The 21201-nt window shown below is 63.2% G+C and carries 23 protein-coding genes; 12 read left to right on the top strand and 11 right to left on the bottom strand.

The features are described 5' to 3' along the window. The first annotated feature begins 46 nt into the window (after positions 1–46). Positions 47–937, top strand: coding sequence for a LysR family transcriptional regulator (locus tag NKJ76_RS05665; RefSeq protein ID WP_352536957.1), 891 nt, complete (start codon positions 47–49; stop codon positions 935–937). A gap of 4 nt (positions 938–941) precedes the next feature. Here NKJ76_RS05665 and NKJ76_RS05660 read toward each other — a convergent pair whose 3' ends face one another. Beyond that, positions 942–2360 carry an aminotransferase-like domain-containing protein gene (locus tag NKJ76_RS05660; protein WP_352536956.1) on the bottom strand — a complete coding sequence of 473 codons (1419 nt, stop codon included), beginning with the start codon at positions 2358–2360 and terminating at the stop codon, positions 942–944. A gap of 106 nt (positions 2361–2466) precedes the next feature. Here NKJ76_RS05660 and NKJ76_RS05655 point away from each other — a divergent pair, with 106 nt between their 5' ends. Then, positions 2467–3330, top strand: a complete 864-nt coding sequence (locus NKJ76_RS05655; RefSeq protein WP_352536955.1) for a DMT family transporter — start codon at positions 2467–2469, stop codon at positions 3328–3330. A gap of 28 nt (positions 3331–3358) precedes the next feature. Here NKJ76_RS05655 and NKJ76_RS05650 read toward each other — a convergent pair whose 3' ends face one another. From NKJ76_RS05650 to NKJ76_RS05640, 3 genes are read right to left on the bottom strand one after another with little or no spacing between them, the layout of a single operon-like run. Then, on the bottom strand, positions 3359–4399 hold the full coding sequence (locus NKJ76_RS05650; RefSeq protein ID WP_023833808.1) for a zinc-dependent alcohol dehydrogenase family protein: 1041 nt from the start codon (positions 4397–4399) through the stop codon (positions 3359–3361). Between the two features lie 36 nt (positions 4400–4435). After that, positions 4436–5086 (bottom strand): maleylacetoacetate isomerase, encoded by a 651-nt coding sequence (maiA, locus tag NKJ76_RS05645; RefSeq protein ID WP_023688172.1) that lies wholly within the window; start codon positions 5084–5086, stop codon positions 4436–4438. Positions 5087–5090: 4 nt separating this feature from the next. After that, positions 5091–5813 (bottom strand): fumarylacetoacetate hydrolase family protein, encoded by a 723-nt coding sequence (locus NKJ76_RS05640; RefSeq protein ID WP_352536954.1) that lies wholly within the window; start codon positions 5811–5813, stop codon positions 5091–5093. Between the two features lie 210 nt (positions 5814–6023). Here NKJ76_RS05640 and NKJ76_RS05635 point away from each other — a divergent pair, with 210 nt between their 5' ends. Beyond that, the gene (locus NKJ76_RS05635; RefSeq protein WP_023672627.1) at positions 6024–6707 is read left to right on the top strand and encodes a response regulator; all 684 of its coding nucleotides are present in this window, start codon (positions 6024–6026) and stop codon (positions 6705–6707) included. A gap of 123 nt (positions 6708–6830) precedes the next feature. On the opposite strand, the gene NKJ76_RS05630 is transcribed toward NKJ76_RS05635, so the two are convergent. Further along, a complete protein-coding gene (locus NKJ76_RS05630) occupies positions 6831–8174 on the bottom strand; it encodes a hybrid sensor histidine kinase/response regulator (protein ID WP_023672626.1) in 1344 nt (447 codons plus the stop codon). A 3-nt stretch (positions 8175–8177) separates the two neighbouring features. Beyond that, positions 8178–9314, bottom strand: a complete 1137-nt coding sequence (locus NKJ76_RS05625; RefSeq protein ID WP_352536953.1) for an FIST N-terminal domain-containing protein — start codon at positions 9312–9314, stop codon at positions 8178–8180. Between the two features lie 296 nt (positions 9315–9610). Between NKJ76_RS05625 and NKJ76_RS05620 the strand changes: the two genes are divergently transcribed. From NKJ76_RS05620 to NKJ76_RS05600, 5 genes are all read left to right on the top strand, one after another. After that, a complete protein-coding gene (locus NKJ76_RS05620; protein ID WP_352536952.1) occupies positions 9611–10111 on the top strand; it encodes a (2Fe-2S)-binding protein in 501 nt (166 codons plus the stop codon). A gap of 114 nt (positions 10112–10225) precedes the next feature. Beyond that, complete coding sequence (locus NKJ76_RS05615; RefSeq protein WP_352536951.1) at positions 10226–12571, top strand: xanthine dehydrogenase family protein molybdopterin-binding subunit; 2346 nt, start codon at positions 10226–10228, stop codon at positions 12569–12571. Positions 12572–12676: 105 nt separating this feature from the next. Continuing rightward, positions 12677–13474, top strand: a complete 798-nt coding sequence (locus NKJ76_RS05610) for an FAD binding domain-containing protein (protein ID WP_023672622.1) — start codon at positions 12677–12679, stop codon at positions 13472–13474. A 288-nt stretch (positions 13475–13762) separates the two neighbouring features. Continuing rightward, positions 13763–14437, top strand: coding sequence for an acyltransferase family protein (locus NKJ76_RS05605; RefSeq protein ID WP_352536950.1), 675 nt, complete (start codon positions 13763–13765; stop codon positions 14435–14437). Continuing rightward, positions 14362–14784, top strand: a complete 423-nt coding sequence (locus NKJ76_RS05600; RefSeq protein ID WP_352536949.1) for an acyltransferase family protein — start codon at positions 14362–14364, stop codon at positions 14782–14784. The genes NKJ76_RS05605 and NKJ76_RS05600 overlap by 76 nt, the downstream gene beginning before the upstream one ends. Positions 14785–14850: 66 nt before the next feature. Here the strand turns inward: NKJ76_RS05600 and NKJ76_RS05595 are convergent, their stop codons facing one another. From NKJ76_RS05595 to NKJ76_RS05575, 5 genes are all read right to left on the bottom strand, one after another. After that, positions 14851–15357 carry a GNAT family N-acetyltransferase gene (locus tag NKJ76_RS05595; RefSeq protein WP_352536997.1) on the bottom strand — a complete coding sequence of 169 codons (507 nt, stop codon included), beginning with the start codon at positions 15355–15357 and terminating at the stop codon, positions 14851–14853. Then, positions 15357–16127, bottom strand: coding sequence for a copper homeostasis protein CutC (locus NKJ76_RS05590; RefSeq protein ID WP_502902273.1), 771 nt, complete (start codon positions 16125–16127; stop codon positions 15357–15359). The genes NKJ76_RS05595 and NKJ76_RS05590 overlap by 1 nt, the downstream gene beginning before the upstream one ends. A 99-nt stretch (positions 16128–16226) precedes the next feature. Continuing rightward, a complete protein-coding gene (locus NKJ76_RS05585; RefSeq protein WP_023805422.1) occupies positions 16227–16658 on the bottom strand; it encodes a cupin domain-containing protein in 432 nt (143 codons plus the stop codon). 77 nt (positions 16659–16735) lie between these two features. After that, positions 16736–17122, bottom strand: coding sequence for a hypothetical protein (locus NKJ76_RS05580; protein WP_023697647.1), 387 nt, complete (start codon positions 17120–17122; stop codon positions 16736–16738). Between the two features lie 63 nt (positions 17123–17185). Beyond that, the gene (locus NKJ76_RS05575; protein WP_352536947.1) at positions 17186–17782 is read right to left on the bottom strand and encodes an alpha-ketoglutarate-dependent dioxygenase AlkB; all 597 of its coding nucleotides are present in this window, start codon (positions 17780–17782) and stop codon (positions 17186–17188) included. A 95-nt stretch (positions 17783–17877) separates the two neighbouring features. On the opposite strand from NKJ76_RS05575, the gene NKJ76_RS05570 reads away from it, so the two are divergent. The 4 genes from NKJ76_RS05570 (at position 17878) to NKJ76_RS05555 (ending at position 21186) form a co-directional block, all read left to right on the top strand. Further along, on the top strand, positions 17878–18159 hold the full coding sequence (locus NKJ76_RS05570) for a KTSC domain-containing protein (RefSeq protein WP_352536946.1): 282 nt from the start codon (positions 17878–17880) through the stop codon (positions 18157–18159). 124 nt (positions 18160–18283) lie between these two features. After that, entirely contained in the window at positions 18284–18676 is a 393-nt protein-coding gene (locus tag NKJ76_RS05565) for a hypothetical protein (protein ID WP_352536945.1), read from the top strand. 417 nt (positions 18677–19093) lie between these two features. Next, on the top strand, positions 19094–19921 hold the full coding sequence (locus NKJ76_RS05560; RefSeq protein WP_352536944.1) for a phosphogluconate dehydrogenase C-terminal domain-containing protein: 828 nt from the start codon (positions 19094–19096) through the stop codon (positions 19919–19921). Positions 19922–20244: 323 nt separating this feature from the next. Further along, entirely contained in the window at positions 20245–21186 is a 942-nt protein-coding gene (locus tag NKJ76_RS05555) for a D-ribose ABC transporter substrate-binding protein (protein WP_352536943.1), read from the top strand. The last annotated feature ends 15 nt before the right edge of the window (positions 21187–21201 follow it).

Here is a 21201-nt window from a genome sequence, read left to right as displayed (position 1 = left end):
ATCTTATTCGTGCACCAAACGCCATGGCATGTGCTACAATCCGCCAATGACATCGCCCGATCTCAATCTGCTGTTCGCTCTCGACGTCCTGCTGACCAAAGGTAGCGTGGCTCGCGCGGCAACCCGGCTGCGGCTCAGCCCTTCGGCGATGAGTCGCACCTTGGCGCGACTGCGCGAAGCGACCGGCGACCCGCTGCTGGTTCGGGCCGGTCGAGGCCTTGTGCCGACGCCGCGCGCGGAGGCATTGCGGCAGCAGACCGGCCGTGTCGTCCAGGAAGCAGAAACGTTGCTGCGCCCTGCCAGGCCTCTCGATCTCGCGAAGCTGAACCACATCTTCACGCTGCGCACCAATGAGGGGTTCGTCGAGGAGTTCGGGCCGCGTCTCGTCGCTCGCATACAGGCCGAGGCGCCGGGCGTGCGGCTGCGCTTTGCGCCGAAAGCCGACAAGGATGTCGCCTCGTTGCGCGACGCAGCGATCGATCTGGAAATCGGCGTTGCCGGCGAGGCCGGACCTGAAGTGCTGATACAGGCGCTGTTTCGCGACCGCTTCGTCGGTGCTGTGCGAGCCGGCCACCCTTTGAGTGAAGGCGCGGTAACGCCTGAACGCTACGCGGCCGGCCGCCACATCAGCGTTTCACGGCGGGGTCGGGAAAGAGGGCCGATCGATCAGACTTTGGCGCAGCTAGGCCTGCAGCGAACCGTGGTGTGCATGGTCTCCGGCTTTTCGGCTGCACTCGCCATGGCGCGCGCTTCGGACCTTATTGCCAGCGTGCCCGAACGGCACACGCAAGGCGCACGCGCCGGCATGGTCAGCTTTCTGCTGCCGGTCGCCACGGTGGAGGTCACCATCTCGATGCTCTGGCATCCACGGCTCGATGCCGCTCCGGCGCAACGCTGGCTTCGAGATTGCATTCGGGAGGTCTGCGACTCCCGCTGAGCGCTCAGCGCGCCATTGCCGCCTTGAGCACCCTGAAAATCCGCTCGTCTTGGCATTGGGCAACGTTGAAGCGCAGGAACCGGCCGGCGGTTCCCGACAGGCTGAATGCATTGCCGGGCGCCAGCACGATGTTGTCGGCCAGCGCGCGGCGCGCCATTTCAGCGGCGTCCACGCCATCCGGCAGGCTGCACCACAGGAACAAGCCGGCCGGTTGGTCGATCCAGGGCGTGATGCCGATCGCCTTCAGGCGCGCGCCCGTCTCGCCCATGGCGCGGGAAAGCCGCGCGCGCAGCAATTCCATGTGCTTGCGGTAGCTGCCGTCCCTAAGCAGCGTCAGCACCAGTTCGGCCGCCAGCCGGCTGCCGCCGAAGGTGGTGGCAATCTTGAGGTCGGTGAGTTGCTCGATCCAGTCGCGCGGTGCCGCGATGAAGCCGCAGCGAACCGATGCCGATAGCGTCTTGGAGAAGCTGCCGATATGAACGACGCGCTTGAGGCCGTCGAACGCCGCCAGCCGGGGCGCGGGACTGTGCTCGAAATCGGCGAAGATGTCGTCCTCGACGATGGTCAGGTCCGACTGGTCGGCGAGTTTCAGCAGCCGGTGCGCGGTGACCGGCGACAGGATCGCGCCGGTCGGGTTGTGGATGGCGGAATTGGTGATGTAGAGGCGCGGCCTGTGCTCGGCGAGCGCCTGCGCGAACATCTCGATGTCCGGCCCCGATGGCGTGTAGGGCACGCTGACGACCTTGGCGCGGTGGGCGCGCAGCAGTGCGTGGAAATTGAAATAGCAGGGGTCGTCGACCAGCACGGTATCGCCGGGTTCGATCAGGAAGCGGCACAGAAGATCGATGGCCTGCGTGCCCGATTCGGTCAGCATGATCTGTTCGGGCGAGACCTCGATGCCGTGGCCGGCCATGCGCCGCGCGAGCAATTGCCTGAGCGGCGGCAGGCCGAGCGGCGTGCCGTAATCGGCTAGGTCGACATCGTCGGCGCGCGCCACGGTGCGCAGCGCCCGGCGCAAGGCCGATTGCGGCATCCACGAGGCCGGCATCCAGCCGCAGCCTGGTTTCAGCATCTCGTCGCCGGCTTCCAGCGACTGGCGCGAGACCCACAGCGGATCGATGGCGCGATCGAGCCGGGGTCCAATCTCGGCCAGCGACAGTGGCGCCAGCGATCCGGCGGCATAAAAACCCGAACCCGGCCGGGAGCGAATCGCGCCTTCGGCGGCAAGCCGTTCATAAGCTTCGACGACGGTGGATTTCGACACCTGCATGGCCTTGGCGAAGGCGCGGATCGAGGGCAGCCGCGCGCCCGGCGTCAGGCTGCGCGCCGATATCCGCTGGCGGATGGTCGCCATCACAGTTTCGACCAGAGTGGTCGCGAGAACGGTGGGCGCGCCGTCCGCTTCCAAAGCGAGTTCCTTCATCCGTACTGCTCGACCTGCCATTACAGTTTTGCGGAATTGTACTGCATTGTCTCTGGCTGCACCATAGGCACTTGCCCGATAGAGGTCGAAAGCAATGGAGCCTGGAATGGACAAGACCGCGAGCGGCTGGCTGAACGGATTCGTCGGCGTGCTGATCTTCTCAGGCTCGCTGCCGGCGACGCGCGTCGCAGTGGCGGAGTTCGATCCGACATTCCTGACCTCGGCCCGCGCCGCGATTGCCGGGCTGCTTGGTCTCGCGATGCTCGTCCTGTTCCAGCAGAAGCGCCCGGCGCGCAGCGATTTTCTGTCGCTGGTGATCGTCGCCCTTGGGGTGGTTGTCGGCTTTCCCTTGCTCACCGCTCTGGCGCTCAAGCACGTCACCTCTGCGCATTCCATCATCTTCGTCGGCCTGCTGCCGCTGGCCACCGCGATCTTCGGCGTGCTGCGCGGTGGCGAGCGTCCGCGCCCGGCCTTCTGGCTGTTTTCCTGCATCGGCAGCGCGCTGGTCGCCGGTTTTGCCCTGATGCAAGGCGTGACGGCCTCACCTGTCGGCGACGGCCTGATGCTGGCCGCCATCATCGTCTGCGGCCTGGGCTATGCCGAGGGGGCGGCGCTGTCGCGCAGGCTGGGCGGCTGGCAGGTGATCTGCTGGGCGCTGGCGATCTCGCTGCCGATCATGCTGGTTCTGACCTTTGCGACGCTGCCGTCGTCCTTCGCCGGCGTCGGCTCCGGCGCCTGGGCGGGTCTCGCCTATGTCTCGCTGTTCAGCATGCTGATCGGCTTCGTGTTCTGGTACCGCGGCCTCGCCCAAGGCGGCATCGCTGGCGTCGGGCAGTTGCAGCTACTGCAGCCCTTTTTCGGCCTGGCGCTGGCAGCGTCGCTGCTGCACGAGCAGGTCAGCCCGCTGATGATTGTTGTCACGCTCGGCGTGGTGGCCTGCGTGTTCGGGGCGAAGAAATTTGCACGCTAGGAGTTTGGTGGTGGAGGGCGACTCCGCCCTAGAACTTCGTCACCACCCCAATGCCAATCCCCTCGAACCCGCCCATTGCCATCAGCGCCGCAGGCGCCTCATCAAGGCTGATCTTCTTGCCGACCAGCAGTTCGGGCTTGAGCTTGCCGGTGCGGATCATCTCCATCATGGCGGGGTAGCGGTAGGCCTGCATGCCGTGGCTGCCGAGGATTTCGAGCTCGAAGGCGATCACCTTGTCCATCGGCACTTGCGGGCGGGCATGTTCGCCCAGCATCAGGCCGACCTGCACGTGGCGGCCGCGCCGGCGCAGATTGGCAATCGAGTTGAAGGATGTCGTGGGGTGGCCGAGCGCGTCCATCGACATATGCGCGCCGCCATTGGTGATTTGCTTGACCGCCTTGACCACGTTCGGCGTGGTCGCGGCGTTGATGGTCGCCACGGCGCCGATCTTTTTGGCGAAGTCCAGTTTCTCGTCGGTGAGGTCGATGGCGATGACATTGGCGCCCATGGAACTGGCGATCATGATCGCCGACAGGCCGACGCCGCCGCAGCCATGCACCGCCACCCATTCCCCCGGCGTCACCCGGCCCTGGTCGACAATGGCGCGAAACGAGGTGACGAAGCGGCAGCCGAGGCTGGCGGCGGTGGCGAACTCCATCTCCTCGGGCAGGCGTACGAGATTGGTGTCGGCATGCTCGATGGCGACATATTCGGCAAACGATCCCCAGGCGGTGAAACCCGGCTGCGTCTGGTGCTCGCAGACCTGATGATTGCCCGAATTGCATTCGAAACAGCGGCCGCAGCCGACGCAAAACGGCACGGTGACGTGTTCGCCAGCCTTCCAGCGGGTCACCTGCTTGCCGACGGCGACGACGATGCCGGCCAGTTCATGGCCCGGCACATGCGGCAGTGTGATGCCATCGTCATGGCCCATCCAGCCATGCCAGTCGCTGCGGCAGAGCCCGGTTGCCTCGACCTTGATGACGACGCCGTCGGCGGCCGGTTTAGGATCCGGCACGGTCTGGATTCTCGGCGCTTCGCCGAATTTTTCGAAGACGACGGCTTTCATCGGCAACTCTCCGTGCTCTGCTCCGGCATTGTGAGCCTATTCGGCATCTATCTGATTCTCCGGCGCTGCCTTCTGAAAGGCCGGCAGCGCCATGCAGGCGGCGTGGATGCGCGAGATCTCGGGGTAGGGTGTCAGGTCGACTCCGAAGCGGGCGTTGCTGGCGATCTGGGCGACCAGGCAGATGTCGGCGAGGCCCGGTGCGTCGCCATGGCAAAATGTGCCGGTCTCATCCGATGAAGCCAGAATCTTTTCAAGCGGCTGGAACCCTTCGTTCACCCAGTGGCGAAACCAGTGGATGACATCCTGGTCGCCGGCGCCGAACAAAGTGCGCAGCGAGGTCAGCACGCGCAGATTGTTCACCGGGTGGATGTCGCAGGCGATCATCTGCGCCAGCATTCGCACGCGCGCCCGGCCGAGCGCGTCCTTCGGCAACAGCGGCGGTTCGGGATGGGTCTCGTCGAGATATTCGATGATTGCCAGCGACTGCGTCAAAAGCGTGCCGTCGCCCAGGATCAGCGCCGGCACCAGCCCCTGCGGATTGACCGCTAGGTAAGCCGGCTCCAGATGGTCGCCATGACGCAGATGATGCGGCACGTAATCGTAGGTCAGGCCCTTCATCTCGAGCGCAATGCGTGCGCGATAGGAGGTGGAGGAGCGATAATAGTTATGGAGGACCAGATCGCTCATCGGATTACGGCTTGTCGGTGGAATTTTGGCCGATGGGATCTTGGCCGATGGTGATCTCGATGGTGCCGATGCTGTCGACACCGCCGGTCATCGTCTGTCCCGGCGCTACCGCGCCGACGCCGGCCGGCGTGCCGGTGAAGATCAGGTCGCCCGGTTGTAGTACAACCGCACTGCTGCAGATCGAAACGATATCGGCGATCGGCCAGATCAGTTCGGCGAGGTCGCCCTCCTGCTTCACCGCGCCGTCGACGGCGAGCCAAATGCGGCCATTTTGCGGATGGCCGGATTTGGCGGCTGATACCAACGGGCCGCAGGGCGCCGAGCGGTCGAAGGCCTTCGACCAGTCCCACGGCCGCGCCGCCTTCTTGGCCTCGTCCTGCAGGTCGCGGCGGGTGAGATCGATGCCGACGCCGTAGCCCCAGACATGGTCTAGCGCCTCAGTGCGGGGAATGCGGACGCCGGCCTTGCCGATCGCCGCGACCAGTTCGATCTCGTGGTGCAGGTTTTTGGTCAAGGGCGGGTAGGGGATCGTGGTGCCGGAATCGACCACCGCATCGGCCGGCTTGGTGAAGAAGAAGGGCGGGTCGCGTTCGTCATTGCCGAGTTCGCGGGCGTGGGCGGCGTAGTTGCGGCCGACGCAGAAGATGCGGCGCACCGCAAAACGCTCGGCCGAGCCGGCGACGGCGACCGATGGTGTTGCGGGCAGGGGAAGGACGAAGTCTGTCATGCGCGGGTCTCTGCTTGGGATCTTGACGGCACATTTGACCGATTTGAACCCCCGGGCAAGGCATCAGCGTCCGCAAAAGCACGAGCTGCGCCTTGATTGTCGGATAAAGTCGGCTTCGCTTCCGGGGGTTAAGATGGCGATAGACTATTTGCCAATAAGCTGGCCATACCAGCGGGAGTATCGTGCCCACGGAGAACTGAAACAAACACCATGACCGCAATCAACGATCGCGCCCGGTTTCTGATCATCGACGACCATCCGCTGTTTCGCGAGGCGCTGCACAGCGCCGTGCAGATGGCGTACCCGGAAGTCGACACGGTGGAGGCGCGCTCGATTGCCGAAGCGCTCGATCTCCTGGGTGGGATAAAACCGTTCGATCTGGCGCTGCTCGATCTCAACATGCCCGATGTGCATGGCTTTGACGGGTTGCTGCAGCTGAGGACCCGCCATCCGCGGCTGCCGGTGGTCGTCGTCTCGGGCTATGAGGAGCCGAAGATCATCTCCGAGGCGTTGTCCTATGGCGCTGCCGGCTTCATCCCGAAATCGGCGCGCAAGAGCGATCTTGCGGCCGCAATCCGCTCGGTGATGGAGGGCGCGATCTATGTGCCGGAGACATATGAGGGACAGCCGCCCGACGCCGACAGCGCCGACCGCGCCGACATGGTGCAGCGGCTGGCCAAACTGACGCCGCAGCAGCTGCGCGTGCTGCAGATGCTGCGCCAAGGCCTGCTCAACAAGCAGATCGCCTACGAGCTGCAGGTCGGCGAGACCACGGTCAAGGCGCATGTCTCGGAGATCCTGCGCAAGCTCAACGTCTACAGCCGCACGCAAGCGGTGATCGAGGTGTCGAAGCTGGACAATGCGGAGCTGTTTCGCGATCAGGCCGGGTTTTGATCTTTACCCTCCCCCTTGTTGGGAGGGTCGATCCGCGAAGCGGAGCGGGGTGGGGGACCTTGGCGCTGCACCCCGCCCCGGCGTTGCGCGCCGACCCTCCCCATCAAGGGGAGGGTATGGGGCTCAAGCCAGCAGATGCGCCAGCAGCGCCCTTAGCTGCGCCGGTTTCAGCGGCTTGCGCATCAGTTCGATGCCGGCGGCGCGGGCGGCTTTGGCGACGGCCTCCGATCCGTCGGCGGTGACGATCAGCGCCGGCACGGCGCGGCCGAGATAATCGCGCACTTCGGCTATTGTTGCGGTGCCGAGGTCGCCGTCGTCGAGATGCTGGTCGGCAATGACGATGTCGGGCACCCAGTCGGTGTCGCCGAGCAGGCTGAGCGCATCCTCGGTCGAGGTCGCGGCACGCACCAGGCACTGCCAGCGCTCGAGCAGGAAGGTCATCGCCTGCAACACATCGGCGTCGTTTTCGACCAGCAGCACCTTGGTGCCGAACAGGCCGTAGCCGCGCGGCCGCTCCATCTCGGCAAGGCTGGCGATGGCGTCGGCGCTGGCGCCGATGCCGACCGGCACATCGATGTGGAAGATGGTGCCGCGCCCGACTTTCGACGAAAACGTCACGGGGTGGCCGAGCGCGGCGGCCATGCGCCGCACGATGGCAAGGCCCAGCCCCAGTCCGCCGCCGGAAATTCCGGTATCGGCCGGAATGGCGGAGCCGCGATGGAATTCCTCGAACACCGCCTCGCGCTGGTCGTCGGGAATGCCGCAGCCGGTGTCGGCGACATCGATGCGGATGGTGTCGCCGCGATGCCTGGTGCCGACCAGCACGCCGCCCGAGCGGGTATAGCGCAGCGCATTGGACAGGATGTTCTGCAGGATGCGGCGCAAAAGCGTGCGGTCCGAACGCACCACGGCGCTGACCGGGCGGAATTTCAGTGTCAGCCCCTTCAGCTTGGCAACCGGCTTGAAATCCGAGCGCAGCGACGAAAACAACGTCTCCAGATTGACGTCGCCAATGTCGGGCTGGACCACGCCGGCGTCGAGCTTGGAAATGTCGAGCAGCGTGCGCAACAGGTCTTCCATCGTCTCCAGCGAGCGCTCGACCTGACGGACGAGTTTCTTGCCCTCGTCGCTGGTCTGCACTTCGGCCAGTGCCGAGACCGAGAGGTGGGCGGCGTTCAGCGGCTGCAGCACGTCATGGCTGGCGGCGGCCAGGAACCTGGTCTTGGACAGGTTCGCCAGCTCGGCGTTTTCCTTGGCGGCGCTGAGGTCGATGTTCGACTGTTCCAGCCGGCGCAAGGTCGAGTGCAGTTCCTCGGTGCGCATGCGCACCCGGTTTTCCAGTGAAATTGCAGTCTGGAACAGCGAGAAGGCATTGCCCTGCTGGTCCATCGAGCGCTCGACGCGGCTGACCAGAGCGGCGTTGATCTTCTTCAGCCTGTCGACGTCGTCGATGTCCCTGAGCGGCATGGGCTATTCCGCCGCCTGGCGTTCGCCGAAGGCGATGCCGGTGAAAGTCTGGTTGAGGTGCATCGAACGATACTGTTCGCCATAGGTGCCGAAGCCGATGACATTGTTGACCCGGTAAAGCTCCGAAATGTCGCGGAACACCTGGCGGTTGCGGGCGTCGAGCCGGCGCAGCACGCAATCGAAGCCGAGGATCATGTCGATGCCGCCGAGCCGCTCCTCGACGTCGCGCAGTGCGGCGCGCGTCGATTCCACCATGTCCTTGGGCTGGGCGATGGACAGCACGACGCCGTCGTCGATGGCGCAGAAGAACGACAGCGAGCCGTCGGGATGCATCTTCTGGATCGAGCGGCAGTAGTATTCGCCGCCCACCTTCACCACAACGGGGTGAGAGGCGAAGCTCAGCGGCGTCAGGTTCTGCGCAACGATGCCGACCGAGGCTGCATATTCCTCGGCCGCATTGGTGGCGTTGAACTCGCGCACGGTGCGGTGGTCCGGGTCGGATGCCGTCACCACCAGCTTTTCGTCGGTGGGGATGAAATTGTCGGTCTTGAAGACGTGGAAGGGAATTTCGGTAGCAATCAACACGATGATGGCGCTGTCTGACGCCACCTTGCCGTTCGAAATCAGACTGGTGGTTTCGAATTTGAGGTCGTCGCCCGCCGAACCGCCGATCAGCGGGATGTCGTCCAGCCCCCAATGGATGGCCGAGGTTACAGCTTCCTCGGCAAAGGACAGGCCGTCGATGAAGCAGAGCGCGAAGGTGCTTTTGGCATGGCAACTGCCGGTGCGTCCGCGCAGCAACCGCCGCAAGCCCTCGACTTCATCAGTGATCCTGTCCATTCCCGACGAGGAGAGATTGTCGACCATGGTGCTGACCGCCGAAAACGACGCGGAGGGAAAGAGCAGCGCCAGCACATGGCCTTCCTCCAGGCCCTGGGGGGTGATCTCGCCGGCGGTCGAGCAGGCGGCGTAGGCCAGCGTCGGCGCGTGGGTCTTCAGCCCTTGCGAAAGGACGCTCGCGTCAAACAAGCTCTGGGAGAAGAACAGCAGGGCAAAGCCGGCATCGATGGCTGCGGCCTCGACGGCGACCGCCAGGGCGAATGCATCGGCGTCGGGCTCGTCGGTGGTGAGCGCCGACAAACCGGATGCATAGCTCGTCCGTGAACTGGCCAGAGGCTTCCTCCCGATATCCTCCGACGCTTCCTGCGCGCGCCCGTTTTATGTCTCTCGGCGCGCTGGCGTCGAGGGCATTGTTGCCCCCTATTCGCTCTTTGGCAATGGGGCGGACAGGCCCGTGATTTTCGTTTTCTCCATGACCGAAAGTACAATGAGCGCCGTGTGTTTTTTGCGCTTTGTGCAGTGTACCAATAGCGCATGGCCGAGCGCCAAAGCCGCATCGGCAGCATGACTACCAAGGTCATACCCAGGGAGGATGCATGTCGGACGTTTCGTTTGTCGTGAACGGAAAACGGATCAGCGGCGCTGCCGAGGACCGAACGCTTCTGGTTCATTTCCTGCGCGAAAATCTTGGTCTCACCGGAACGCATGTCGGTTGTGACACCTCTCAATGCGGCGCCTGCGTCGTGCATGTCGACGGCAGGGCAGTGAAGTCCTGTTCGATGCTGGCCGTGCAGGCCTCCGGGTCGACCGTGGTGACGATCGAGGGGCTTGCCAATGGCGGCGACCTGCATCCGATGCAGGCCGCGTTCAAGGAACATCATGGGCTGCAATGCGGCTTCTGCACGCCGGGCATGATCATGACCGCGACCGACATGGTCGCGCGCCATCCCGAAGGCCTCGACGAGGCGACGGTGCGCGCCGAGCTCGAAGGCAACATCTGCCGCTGCACCGGCTACCACAACATCGTCAAGGCGATCCTCGCCGCATCGCAGACGATGGCGAAGGTGCCGAAGGGCAGGGCGAAACAGGCAGCTTAGGGGATAGGTGGTAGGTAATAGGGAGTAGGGCAAAACGGCGATACGACACCGCGTGCTCTTTCCCTACCGCCTAACTCCCTACTGCCTATTCCCTTAAATTCCGGAGGAATTCCTATGGGCATTGAAGGTATCGGCGCTCGGGTCGTGCGCAAGGAAGACAAACGCTTCATCACCGGCGCCGGCCGCTATGTCGAGGACATGGTGGTTCCCGGCATGAAGCATGCCGCTTTCGTGCGCAGCCCGCACGCGCATGCTCAGATCAAGAAGATCGACGTCAGACGAGCGCAGGCGATGCCCGGCGTCATCGGCGTCTTGACCGGCAAGGAGCTCAAGGCCGACGGCATCGGCAACCTGATCTGCGGCTGGATGATCCATTCCAAGGACGGCTCGCCGATGAAGATGGGCGCGTGGTCGCCGCTGGCGGTCGACAAGGTGCGCTATGTCGGCGATGCGGTCGTCATCGTGGTGGCGGAAACCAAGGGCCAGGCCCGCGACGCGGCCGAAGCGGTCGAGATCACCTACAAGGAATTGAAGGCGGTGGTCGATGCCACCAAGGCGCTGCAAAAAGGTGCGCCGCAGGTCCATGCCGATGCCGAGGACAATCTGATCTTCGACTGGGAGATCGGCGACGCCAAGGCGACCGACGCGGCGATCCAGGCGGCGGCCCATGTCACCCGCATGAAGATCGTCAACAACCGGCTGGTTCCCAACGCCATGGAGCCGCGCGCGGCCCTTGGCCATTACGACAAAGCCGAGGACCATTTTACCTGCTGGACGACGTCGCAGAACCCGCATGTCGCGCGGCTGGTGATGAGCGCCTTCTACAATGTCGCACCGGAAAACAAGCTGCGCGTCATTGCGCCCGATGTCGGCGGCGGCTTCGGCTCGAAGATCTACATCTATCCCGAAGAGATCGTCTGCCTGTGGGCGTCGAAGAAGACCGGCGTGCCGGTCAAATGGGTTGCCGACCGCACCGAAAGCTTTCTCACCGACGCGCATGGCCGCGACCATGTCTCGACAGTCGAAATGGCGTTCGACAAGAACAACCGGATCACCGGCTTCAAGGTAGACACCATCGCCAATCTCGGCGCCTACATGTCGCTGTTCTCGTCTTGCGTGCCGACCTATCTCTACGCGACGCTGCTGTCGGGCCAGTACAATATTCCCGCAATCCACGCCAATGTGCGCACCGTCTACACCAACACGGCACCCGTCGATGCCTATCGTGGGGCAGGGCGGCCGGAAGCGACCTATTTGCTCGAACGCACAATGGAGACCGCCGCACGCGAACTCGGGGCCTCTCCGGCGGAGTTGCGGCGCATCAATTTCATCACCGAGTTTCCGCACCAGACGCCGGTCATCATGAATTATGACGCCGGCGATTACGGCGCTTCGCTCGATGCGGCGACAAAGGCGTCCGACTATGCCGGCTTTGCCGAACGCAAGGCTGCCGCCGCCAACCAGGGCAGGCTGCGCGGCATCGGCATGAGCTGTTACATCGAGGCCTGCGGCATCGCGCCGTCGGCGGCCGTCGGCTCGCTCGGCGCCGGCGTCGGCCTGTGGGAATCGGCCGAGGTGCGGGTCAATGCCGTCGGCACGATCGAGGTGCTGACCGGCTCGCACAGCCATGGCCAGGGCCATGAGACGACCTTCGCGCAACTCGTCAACCAGCGTTTTGGCGTGCCACTGGACTCAGTCTCGATCGTCCATGGCGACACCGACAAGGTGCAGATGGGTATGGGCACCTACGGTTCGCGCTCGGGCGCGGTCGGCATGTCGGCCATCGCCAAGGCGCTCGACAAGGTCGAGGCCAAGGCCAAGAAAATCGCCGCCCATCTGCTCGAGGCCGACGAGGGCGACATCGTCATCGAGAATGGCGAGGTCAAGGTCGCCGGCACCGACAAGAGCCTGCCCTGGTTCCAGGTGGCTCTTGCCGCCTACACCGCTCACAATCTGCCGGCAGGCATGGAGCCGGGACTGAAGGAAACAGCCTTCTACGATCCGGCGAACTTCACTTTCCCGGCGGGCTGCTACATCTGCGAGGTCGAGATCGATCCGGAAACCGGCACGACCGAGATCGTCCAGTTCGTCGCCGCGGACGATTTCGGCAACATCATCAACCCGATGATCGTCGAGGGCCAGGTGCATGGCGGCATCGCCCAGGGCATCGGCCAGGCGCTGCTGGAAGGCGCTCACTATGACGATAGCGGGCAGCTGCTGACGGCGAGCTACATGGACTACACCATGCCGCGCGCGGACGACCTGCCGTCATTCAAGGTGTCGACCTCGAACACGCCGTGTCCGAGCAATCCGCTCGGCATCAAGGGCTGTGGCGAGGCCGGCGCCATCGGCTCGCCGCCAGCGGTCATCAACGCCATCACCGACGCTTTGGGGATTGTGGACATCGCCATGCCGGCCTCGCCTTCGACGGTGTGGGCGGCGATTAGGGCGAAGAAATGAGTGAGTAGGGAGTAGTGAGTAGGGAATGGGCATTACCGGAGATGACAGCGTCCCTATTCCCTACTCCCTACTCACTACTGCCTAACCACTTCAGGGGAGGATCCCATGTACGCAGTCAACTACCACCGCGCCGCCTCGGTCGCCGACGCCGCCAAGCTGGTGAAGAGCGGCGACGCCAGGCTTTTGTCAGGCGGCATGACGCTGATCCCGGCGATGAAGACGCGGCTCGCCGCACCCTCCGACCTGATCGACCTGTCGCGGATCAAGGAGCTGCAAGGCGTCAAGGTGTCGGGCAAGACCGTCACCATCGGCGCCGCCACAACCCATTACGACGTCGCCAATGACGAGAAGCTGCGGAAGGCCTGTCCGGCGCTTGCGCACCTTGCGTCGCTGATTGGCGATCCGGCGGTGCGCCACAAGGGCACGATCGGCGGCTCGGTCGCCAACAACGACCCAGCCGCCGATTATCCGGCGGCGCTCTTGGCGCTGGGCGCCACCATCGTCACCAACAAGCGCGAGATTTCAGCCGCGAAATTCTTCACCGGCCTGTTCGAAACGGCGCTGAAAGAAGGCGAGATCATCACCGCGGTGAGTTTTACCGCGCCGGCCAAGGCTGCTTACGAAAAATTCCGCAACCCGGCCTCGCGCTATGCGATCGTCGGCGTGTTCGTGGCAAAGGGCAAGGACGGGGTCAGCGTTGCCGTTACCGGCGCCGGCGATGACGGTGTGTTCCGCTCGAAGGAGATCGAAGCCGCACTGGCGAAGAACTTTGCCGCATCGGCGCTCGACGGCGTGAAAGTGCCGGCGAAGAATTTGATGACCGACCTCCACGCTTCGGCCGAATACCGTGCCAATTTGATCGCCGTGATGGCCAAGCGCGCGGTGGCGGCAGCCAACGCCTGACATCATAAAGCTACTGACAAGGAGAGGGGCCATCGCGGCCCCTTTGTTCGTCTGCGGCGGGCTGTAACTGGCCAGTCCTTGCGGGTTCGCTGCCACGCGCAAATCCGTTGTTTCAGGTAATTCCCGTGCAAGAACAGGCGCATACTTCCCAAGGGACTGCCCAGCCCCATTCTCGCACTTGCACAATCTGATATTGCACTGCAATATGTATAGCTAGGCGGAACACGGGGTGGATTCTGCGCGCGGCGGTGTGAGCTGCGCCAAGATCTTGCGTCGTAGAGGATCGGCATGGCCGACATCTCCGCAGCGTCTGTTGCCCTGCCGCGGGCCACAGCCGACAAAGCAGCCAGAGCAAGACTGGCCTATCTCGATGGCTGGCGCGGGCTTTCGATCGCACTGGTGCTGATCGGCCATTTCTTCCCCGTTCCCGGGATCAATCTCGGCGTGCTCGGCGTCGAGTTCTTCTTCGTGCTCTCAGGCCGGCTGATGGGCGAGATACTGTTCATCGAACGCTTTCCGCTGAAAAAATTCTTCAAGCGCCGCTTTTCGCGCATCTATCCCGCGCTGCTGGTGTTCGTGACATCAGCCATGATCGGGCTCTCCAGCACCTTTATCGCCTTCAAATGGAAGGCGGCGCTGACGGCGCTGACATTCACCTACAACTATGCCGGAATTCTCATCACCCGCGCCGGCGCGCTCGACCACATCTGGTCGCTATGCGTGGAAGAGCACGCCTACATCATCCTGGCGCTGATCAGCGTGGCGGTGACCGGGCGGGGCAATGTCGTGCGGCTGCTGGTGACGCTGTCGCTGCTGGCGATGGCCAATGGCGCCATTCGTACTGGGTGCTCGGCATGGATTACGAGCACAGCTATTGGCGCACCGACGTGCATATCGCCTCGATCCTGCTGTCGGCATCGATCTGCCTGCTCAGGCACGATGACCGGCTGCCGGCATTCCTGAAGGGTCCCTATGTCAGTCTGGTGTCGGCGGCCGCCGCCATTCTGCTGTTCCTCGATCCGGTGCCGACGCCGGTCCACTATCTCCTGGCGGTGCCCTTGCTGGCGCTTGTCGTCAATACGCTGGACACCAGCAGCTGGCATCTGACCGGCCTGTTATCGTACAGGCCGATGGTGATGATCGGGCTGTGGTCGTACTCGCTCTATCTCTGGCAACAGCCCTTCTACAAATTCGTCGCCGAGCAGGGCAGTGCGCCGATCCCGATGCTGGCGGCTGTCTTCGCCTGTGCACTATGCAGCTACTATCTGGTCGAGAAGCCCGCGCGGGCCTGGCTGAACCGGAATTGGTGAGGGCTACGGACTCCTAATCTTATGCTGCCGTGGCGATCTGCTTGCCGATCATCAGCCAGCGATGCGTCAGCCCGCAATCTGCCTGAGGTAGTAGCGCACCGCCTTCTTGCCGCCATGGATCACCGCGTCGCCGACCTCGGCGAAGCCAAGCGCGGCATGGAAGGCGTCCGAAGCCGGATTGGGCGGTTCGGCATTCACCTCGCACGTGACGATGCTGTGGCCCGCGCGGGCGACTTCCCCGAACAGATCCTCGTAGAGCCGGCGGGCATGGCCGCGGCCGCGCGCTTGCGCCGCGACGACGACGCGGTCGACATAGACGAAGCGTGGATAGCGCTCGCGGAACCAGAGGAAATTCGGGCTGTCGTAGGCCGCATTCTGGTCGAAGGTCATGATGAAGGCTTCGAGCGCGCCGATGCGCCTGACGTAAAACGCTTCGCCAAGCAGGAAAGACAGCCGTTCGGGCTCGAGCCATGACAGTTCGGCGGCGTGCTCATTGTTGAGTGCGAGGATGGCCGCTTCGTCCTGAGGCGAGACACGGCTGATCGGCGACGGCCCAGTCACGGCTTCGCTCATCATGCTCTGGCCGCCGCAATCGTCGCGGCAACCAGCGCCCCATCGGTGACTGTGGTGCGGTATTCGCGGTCCAGATCGCCGCCGCCCATGCCGACTTGCGGGTTGCGGTAGGCCATGGCGCTCGGTACGTCCTTGAGCGCGGCGAAATGCAGTTCCCTCAGCCCGGTTGATGCCAGCACCCCGGCGATGTTTTCGGGGTCCAGCGCGCCGCAGCCGAGGATGATGATGCGGCCGTCGGCCTGGCGGACGAGATCCGCCAACAGGCCGGCGCCTTCCACCGCGGTGTCCCTCTGGCCGCTGGTCAGCACGCGGCCGACCTTGCAGCGGATCAGCGCTTCCAGCGCCTCGGCCGGGTCGCGCGTCATGTCGAAGGCGCGGTGGCAGGTAACGGCGAGCGGACCGGCGGCATCGACCAGCGCGCCCATGCGGGTTTCATCGATGGTGCCGTCGGCATTGAGGCAACCGACGACGACACCGGCGACGCCGAGGTCACGAAGCGCTGCGACATCGGCGAGCATCGAGCTGTATTCGGCCTCGCTGTAGAGGAAATCGCCGCCGCGCGGCCGCACGATGACATGGAAGGGAATGGTCGCGCTCTCGAGTGCGGCGCGCACCGTGCCGAGGCTGGGCGTGATGCCGCCTTCGACCAGGCTGGCGCAGAGCTCGACCCGGTCGGCGCCGGCGGCCTGCGCGGCCAGCAGTCCATCGATGCCTTCGACGCAGATTTCGATCAGGGGGCGAGCATTTCCGGCCAAGGGGCGATCCTTCATGATTGCATGACGGCCAGCCCTAGCATCGGCTCGGTTGGTGGGGAAGCCGGAACAGCCAGTCGCTGCTTGGGCCAGCCCGGCAACCCGGCCGATCCGCAACTACTGGCGCAGCACCGTGTTCTTGGCGCCTTGTTCGACCTGGTCGATGACCAGCAGCTTGACCGGGCCGTCGCCGATGTTGGTGGCCTGGTGCCACTGGCCGATCATCTCGATGATGAAATCGCCCGTCTTGTAGGTGTTGCTGTTGCCGGTCTCGACATTCGTCACTTTGAGTGTCCCGGCCTCGACATAGGCGTAGCGGGCAAACGGGTGCTTGTGCACCGGCAGAGTGGCACCGACCGCAATGTCATAGGTTGAAACCAGGACCTGGACATTTTTCTGCGGCAGCACGATCGGCTGGCTGGACGCCGTCTGGCTGCGATCGGCAAGCGGTGTGACGACAACCGGCGGGATGGTACTGTCCAGCGCCCGAGCGGGGTTTGCAGATAGCGCTGCCGCGAACAGCAGCATCGATGCCAGGATCTTTCGCATGGTTCCTCCAGGTTTTACCGCCACCGCGCGGCGCGACGCCAAAGTTCTAACTCTCGTCAGTTACTGGAGACACAACGTCATCCGCCGGTGCCGTCGTCCATCATCGTATTCGTGAGCGCTTCATAGATGTTGCTGCATACCTGAGACCGCGGACAGTGTTTTACGATGAATGCCGGCACGACAGTCAGTGCGGCGGCGATCAGGATTTGCAGGAAGAGAGGAGCAGGCTCGAAGCGTTTGCCAAACAAGGCTCGGCAAGCGAAGTAGAGACTTTGAGCCAGGCACGCCCAGACAAGGACATGCAACAGCGTGCTCGTTGCTCTTGCATAGGGCGTTATGTATCCGTCGGGAAAGCCGACCATGCCAAGGTCGACGAGCCACTGCAGAGCCAGCAGGCAGGACAGGCATGCCCACAGAAAGGGCGCTACGCGGGTAACTAAAATTCTGCTGCGGTCAACGCTCATGTGCATCGAAGCACAACAGCGCTCGGCCTTCCAGAGCGGCTGCTGCGTGGCTTGGAGTATCGCCTATTTAAGAGTGCGCAGCGTGATGGAGTAGCGGTGACCGGCGACCGGCGGAATGCTGTGCTCCCACTCGTGGCGCGCCGGACCGTCCATGAGATAGAGGGACCTCGGTTCGACCTCGATCGTCTCGCGATCCCATTTGGAGCCGTTTTTGCGGCGCAGCCGAAAGCTGCAGGGCGCCAGCAGCGAGACGCCGGCGACGAGATCGAAATGCGGCTTGTCGCGATGCCAACCTATGCCCGCGCCCGGCGGATACTCGTTGATCAGCACCTGCGCGAAATCTGTGGCGGACCGGCCGGCAAAGTCCGCGACCTTGTCGCGGAGCGGCAGCAGGAATTGAGGTATGGGCGGCGCTTCGACGACCTGGCGCCGGTCGTAGTCGTAGCGCAGGCCGAAACCGGCCACTTGCCGGTTGGCAAGATGGCCGTGGAAATCGAAGGGCTTGAAGGACAGTTCATTGAGGTGACGGACCAGTTCCGCGTCTTCATCCGTTGTGATCAGGCCCGGCCGGTAGGAAAATCCTTCCGGCAGCGTGTCGGCCGCGCCGAAGAGATCGCCCTGGCTGGCATACGCTGTTGTGCTGGATTTCGTCTGTGACATCTGACGGAGAGATAGGAAGCCTCGCCGCCCGGGCAAGATTTCGGTGGTGTGGTGCGCCTCCCTCTCGGAACCTCCGCATCGTTGCGGCATTACGCATGTTCGAAGCAGGATTTGGGACGAAAGATTTGGGGACGAAGCAGGATTTCGACATGCCGTCCACCGCCATCCGCAACATCCATTACGACCCGTCGACGAAAATCCTCTCGGTCTGGTTCGTCCCGAGCGGAGCCCGCTACGACTATGAAGAGGTCGAGCCCGAGACCTATGCGGCGTTCCGGGCCGCCTTCTCGAAAGGGCAATTTTTCAACGAGTTCGTGCGCGACCGCTACCGGTTTCAATTGGTTGAAGAAGGGCGTCCGCGAGCAACCGGGTTCTGAAGGTGCGGTGATCCGTATAAGGTCGCGAACCCCAATTGCTTTTCGAATTGACTTGTTTCAACCTGCTTTGTGGGGACGGACAATGCCGTGGTCGAGATGGCCATAACATTGGGGGAGGCAGCTTTTGAAATGCATATCGATTATACTCGGCGTGGTAGGTGTCCTGTCTTCCGCTGCGTCTGCAAAAGATAATCGACAACACATCGACCCTGCCTATCAAAAAAACATCAACTATCTGGCCGGGCTGTCCGACGCCCAGTTGAAATTGGTCGTAACATGGTCAGCCAACGTCATCGCCGTTACGACGCGATGCCCGGCGCTGCAGCTGACTCCAGACGGAAAATCCAAAATAACGGCGATATACATCTTGTACGATGTGCAAGATAAACACCTGATGCCCAATCCCCCCAAATTCAAGAGAGCCATCAGGTTTTATGAAGGCGCTTTCCGCACGGCGGCGCAACGCACGGACAGCTGTCGGGCGGAGAAAGCCAAGGACCCGGGAAGCTACCGGTAAATAATTGTCGGCATGATCGACTAGAAGTGATTTGGCTCGCCGGAACCCCGGCGAAGCGCTCTCTATAGCCCTTCGCCAAATCGCCGCGAGAACTCACGGCCCGAAAACGCGACCGGACCGCGCGGACGCGCTTCGCCTTGCTGGTGGCCCCCCACCGTCACCTCGCGACCGAGCCCCCGCAAAAATGGACCTGGAGGCTTCTAACGCGGGCATCGAACGTCTGGAAAGGCAACGGCGCTCTGGCTTGGTTGAATTCTCGACCGCCACCGCGGAAATCGTGCGGACGGAATCCAAACGGGCGCCCGTATAGCCGCTCATCAAAGCCCTGTTCAACTCCTCAATTCGTGGTAAGGTGATTATACCAGTTAATAACATGACGATCGGCGCGGCCGTCGTTTAATGCGGGAGTAGGGATAGATGACGACGATTGCGCTGTTCGGTGCCGGCGGCAAAATGGGTTACCGCCTGTCGACCAATTTTCGCGGATCGCCCTACACGGTACGCCATGTCGAGGTCAGCGAGGCCGGCCGCGAGCGGCTGAAGACCGGACTGGGCTTCGACGCGGTCAGTGCCGATGCGGCGCTCGACGGGGCGGATATCGTCATCCTGGCCGTTCCCGACACGCATATCGGCAAGGTGGCGGCTGATATCGAGAGCAAGCTCGCGCCTGGCACGATGGTGATAGTGCTCGACGCGGCCGCACCCTTCGCCGGCCATCTGCCCAACCGGCCGGACCTGACCTATTTCGTCACCCATCCCTGTCATCCGCCGATCTTCAACGACGAGACCGACATGGCGGCCAAGAAGGATTATTTTGGCGGCGTCAAGGCCAAGCAGCATATGGTCAGCGCGCTGATCCAGGGGCCGGAAGCGGACTACGCCAAGGGCGAGGCGGTCGCAAAAATCATCTGGGCGCCGGTCATGCGCTCGCACCGTGTCACCGTCGAACAGATGGCGCTGCTGGAGCCCGGTCTATCGGAGACGGTGTGCGCGTCACTGCTTGTCGTCATGAAGGAAGCCGTCGACGAGGTCGTCGCGCGAGGCGTCGACCAACAGGCGGCGCTCGACTTCCTGCTCGGCCACATGAACGTGCTCGGCGCCGTGATTTTCGGCGAGACCAAGGGCGTATTCTCGGATGCCTGCAACAAGGCGATCGAATTCGGCAAGCCGGTGCTGATGCGCGACGACTGGAAGCGGGTGTTCGAGCCCGAAGAGATCGCCGCGAGCATTCGGCGCATTACCTGAGACAGGCCGAGTCGGGCGCTTGCCGGAGCGCCTCGATGGCTCGACACACCCGCCATGACGAACAGATGTTTTGCTCAGCGGGAACATGTCACCTCAATTAGTGATTGACTCATCATACCAGTTGGCTTAGCTGTTGATGGCTTGGGCAAGGGTTCGCGGGAAGTACGAAGCCTGGGCGAGTGGAGGGACGGCGGGGGAGCAGCGATCGTTTGGGAAGCCGGCACCGGCATTCAGCCTAAACCGATCGGCGGCCCGCGTTGCGCGATGAATTCGAATGCAGAGGCCTTGATTTATCAAGGCAATTTTTCAAACGGGAGGACATCATGAAACTCACACGCAGAATGACACTTGCGGCGTTCGCCGGCATGCTGGCGTTTGGCACGGCGGTACCCGCCTATGCGGCCGACCTCATTGCCATCATCACGCCCTCGCACGACAATCCGTTCTTCAAGGCGGAAGCCGTCGGCGCCGAAGCCAAGGCCAAGGAACTCGGCTACGAAGCGCTTGTGCTCGTCCATGATGACGACGCCAACAAGCAATCCGAATTGATCGATACGGCGATCGGTCGCGGCGCCAAGGCGATCATCCTCGACAATGCCGGCGCCGACGCCACTGTCGCTGCCGTGCAGAAGGCCAAGGACGCAGGCGTGCCGTCGTTCCTGATCGATCGCGAGATCAACGCCACCGGCGTCGCCGTGGCTCAGATCGTCTCCAACAACTACCAGGGCGCCCAGCTCGGCGCGCAGGAGTTCGTCAAGCTGATGGGCGAGAAGGGCAATTTCGTCGAGCTGGTCGGCAAGGAATCCGATACCAATGCCGGCATTCGCTCGAAGGGCTATCATGACGTCATCGACGATTATCCGGACCTGAAGATGGTCGCCCAGCAATCGGCCAACTGGAGCCAGACGGAAGCCTATTCCAAGATGGAATCGATCCTGCAGGCCAACCCGGATATCAAGGGCGTCATCTCCGGCAACGACACGATGGCCATGGGCGCGTATGCGGCGCTGGTTGCGGCGAACCGCAAGGAAGTCATCGTCGTCGGTTTCGACGGATCCAACGACGTGCGCGATTCGATCACCGCGGGCGGCATCAAGGCAACCGTGCTGCAGCCGGCCTATGCGCAGGCGCAGATGGCGGTCGAGCAGGCCAACGACTTCATCAAGAACAAGAAGTCGCCCGAGAAGGAAAAGCAGCTGATGGACTGCGTGTTGGTCAATGGCGACAATGCTTCCAAGCTGGAAACGTTTGCGCTGACCAACTGAGCCGGCGTGACATGA

This window comes from Mesorhizobium sp. M0029 (genome assembly GCF_040323735.1).
In the GTDB taxonomy this organism is placed as follows: Bacteria; Pseudomonadota; Alphaproteobacteria; order Rhizobiales; family Rhizobiaceae; genus Mesorhizobium.
This window is presented reverse-complemented; position numbering and strand designations above follow the sequence as displayed.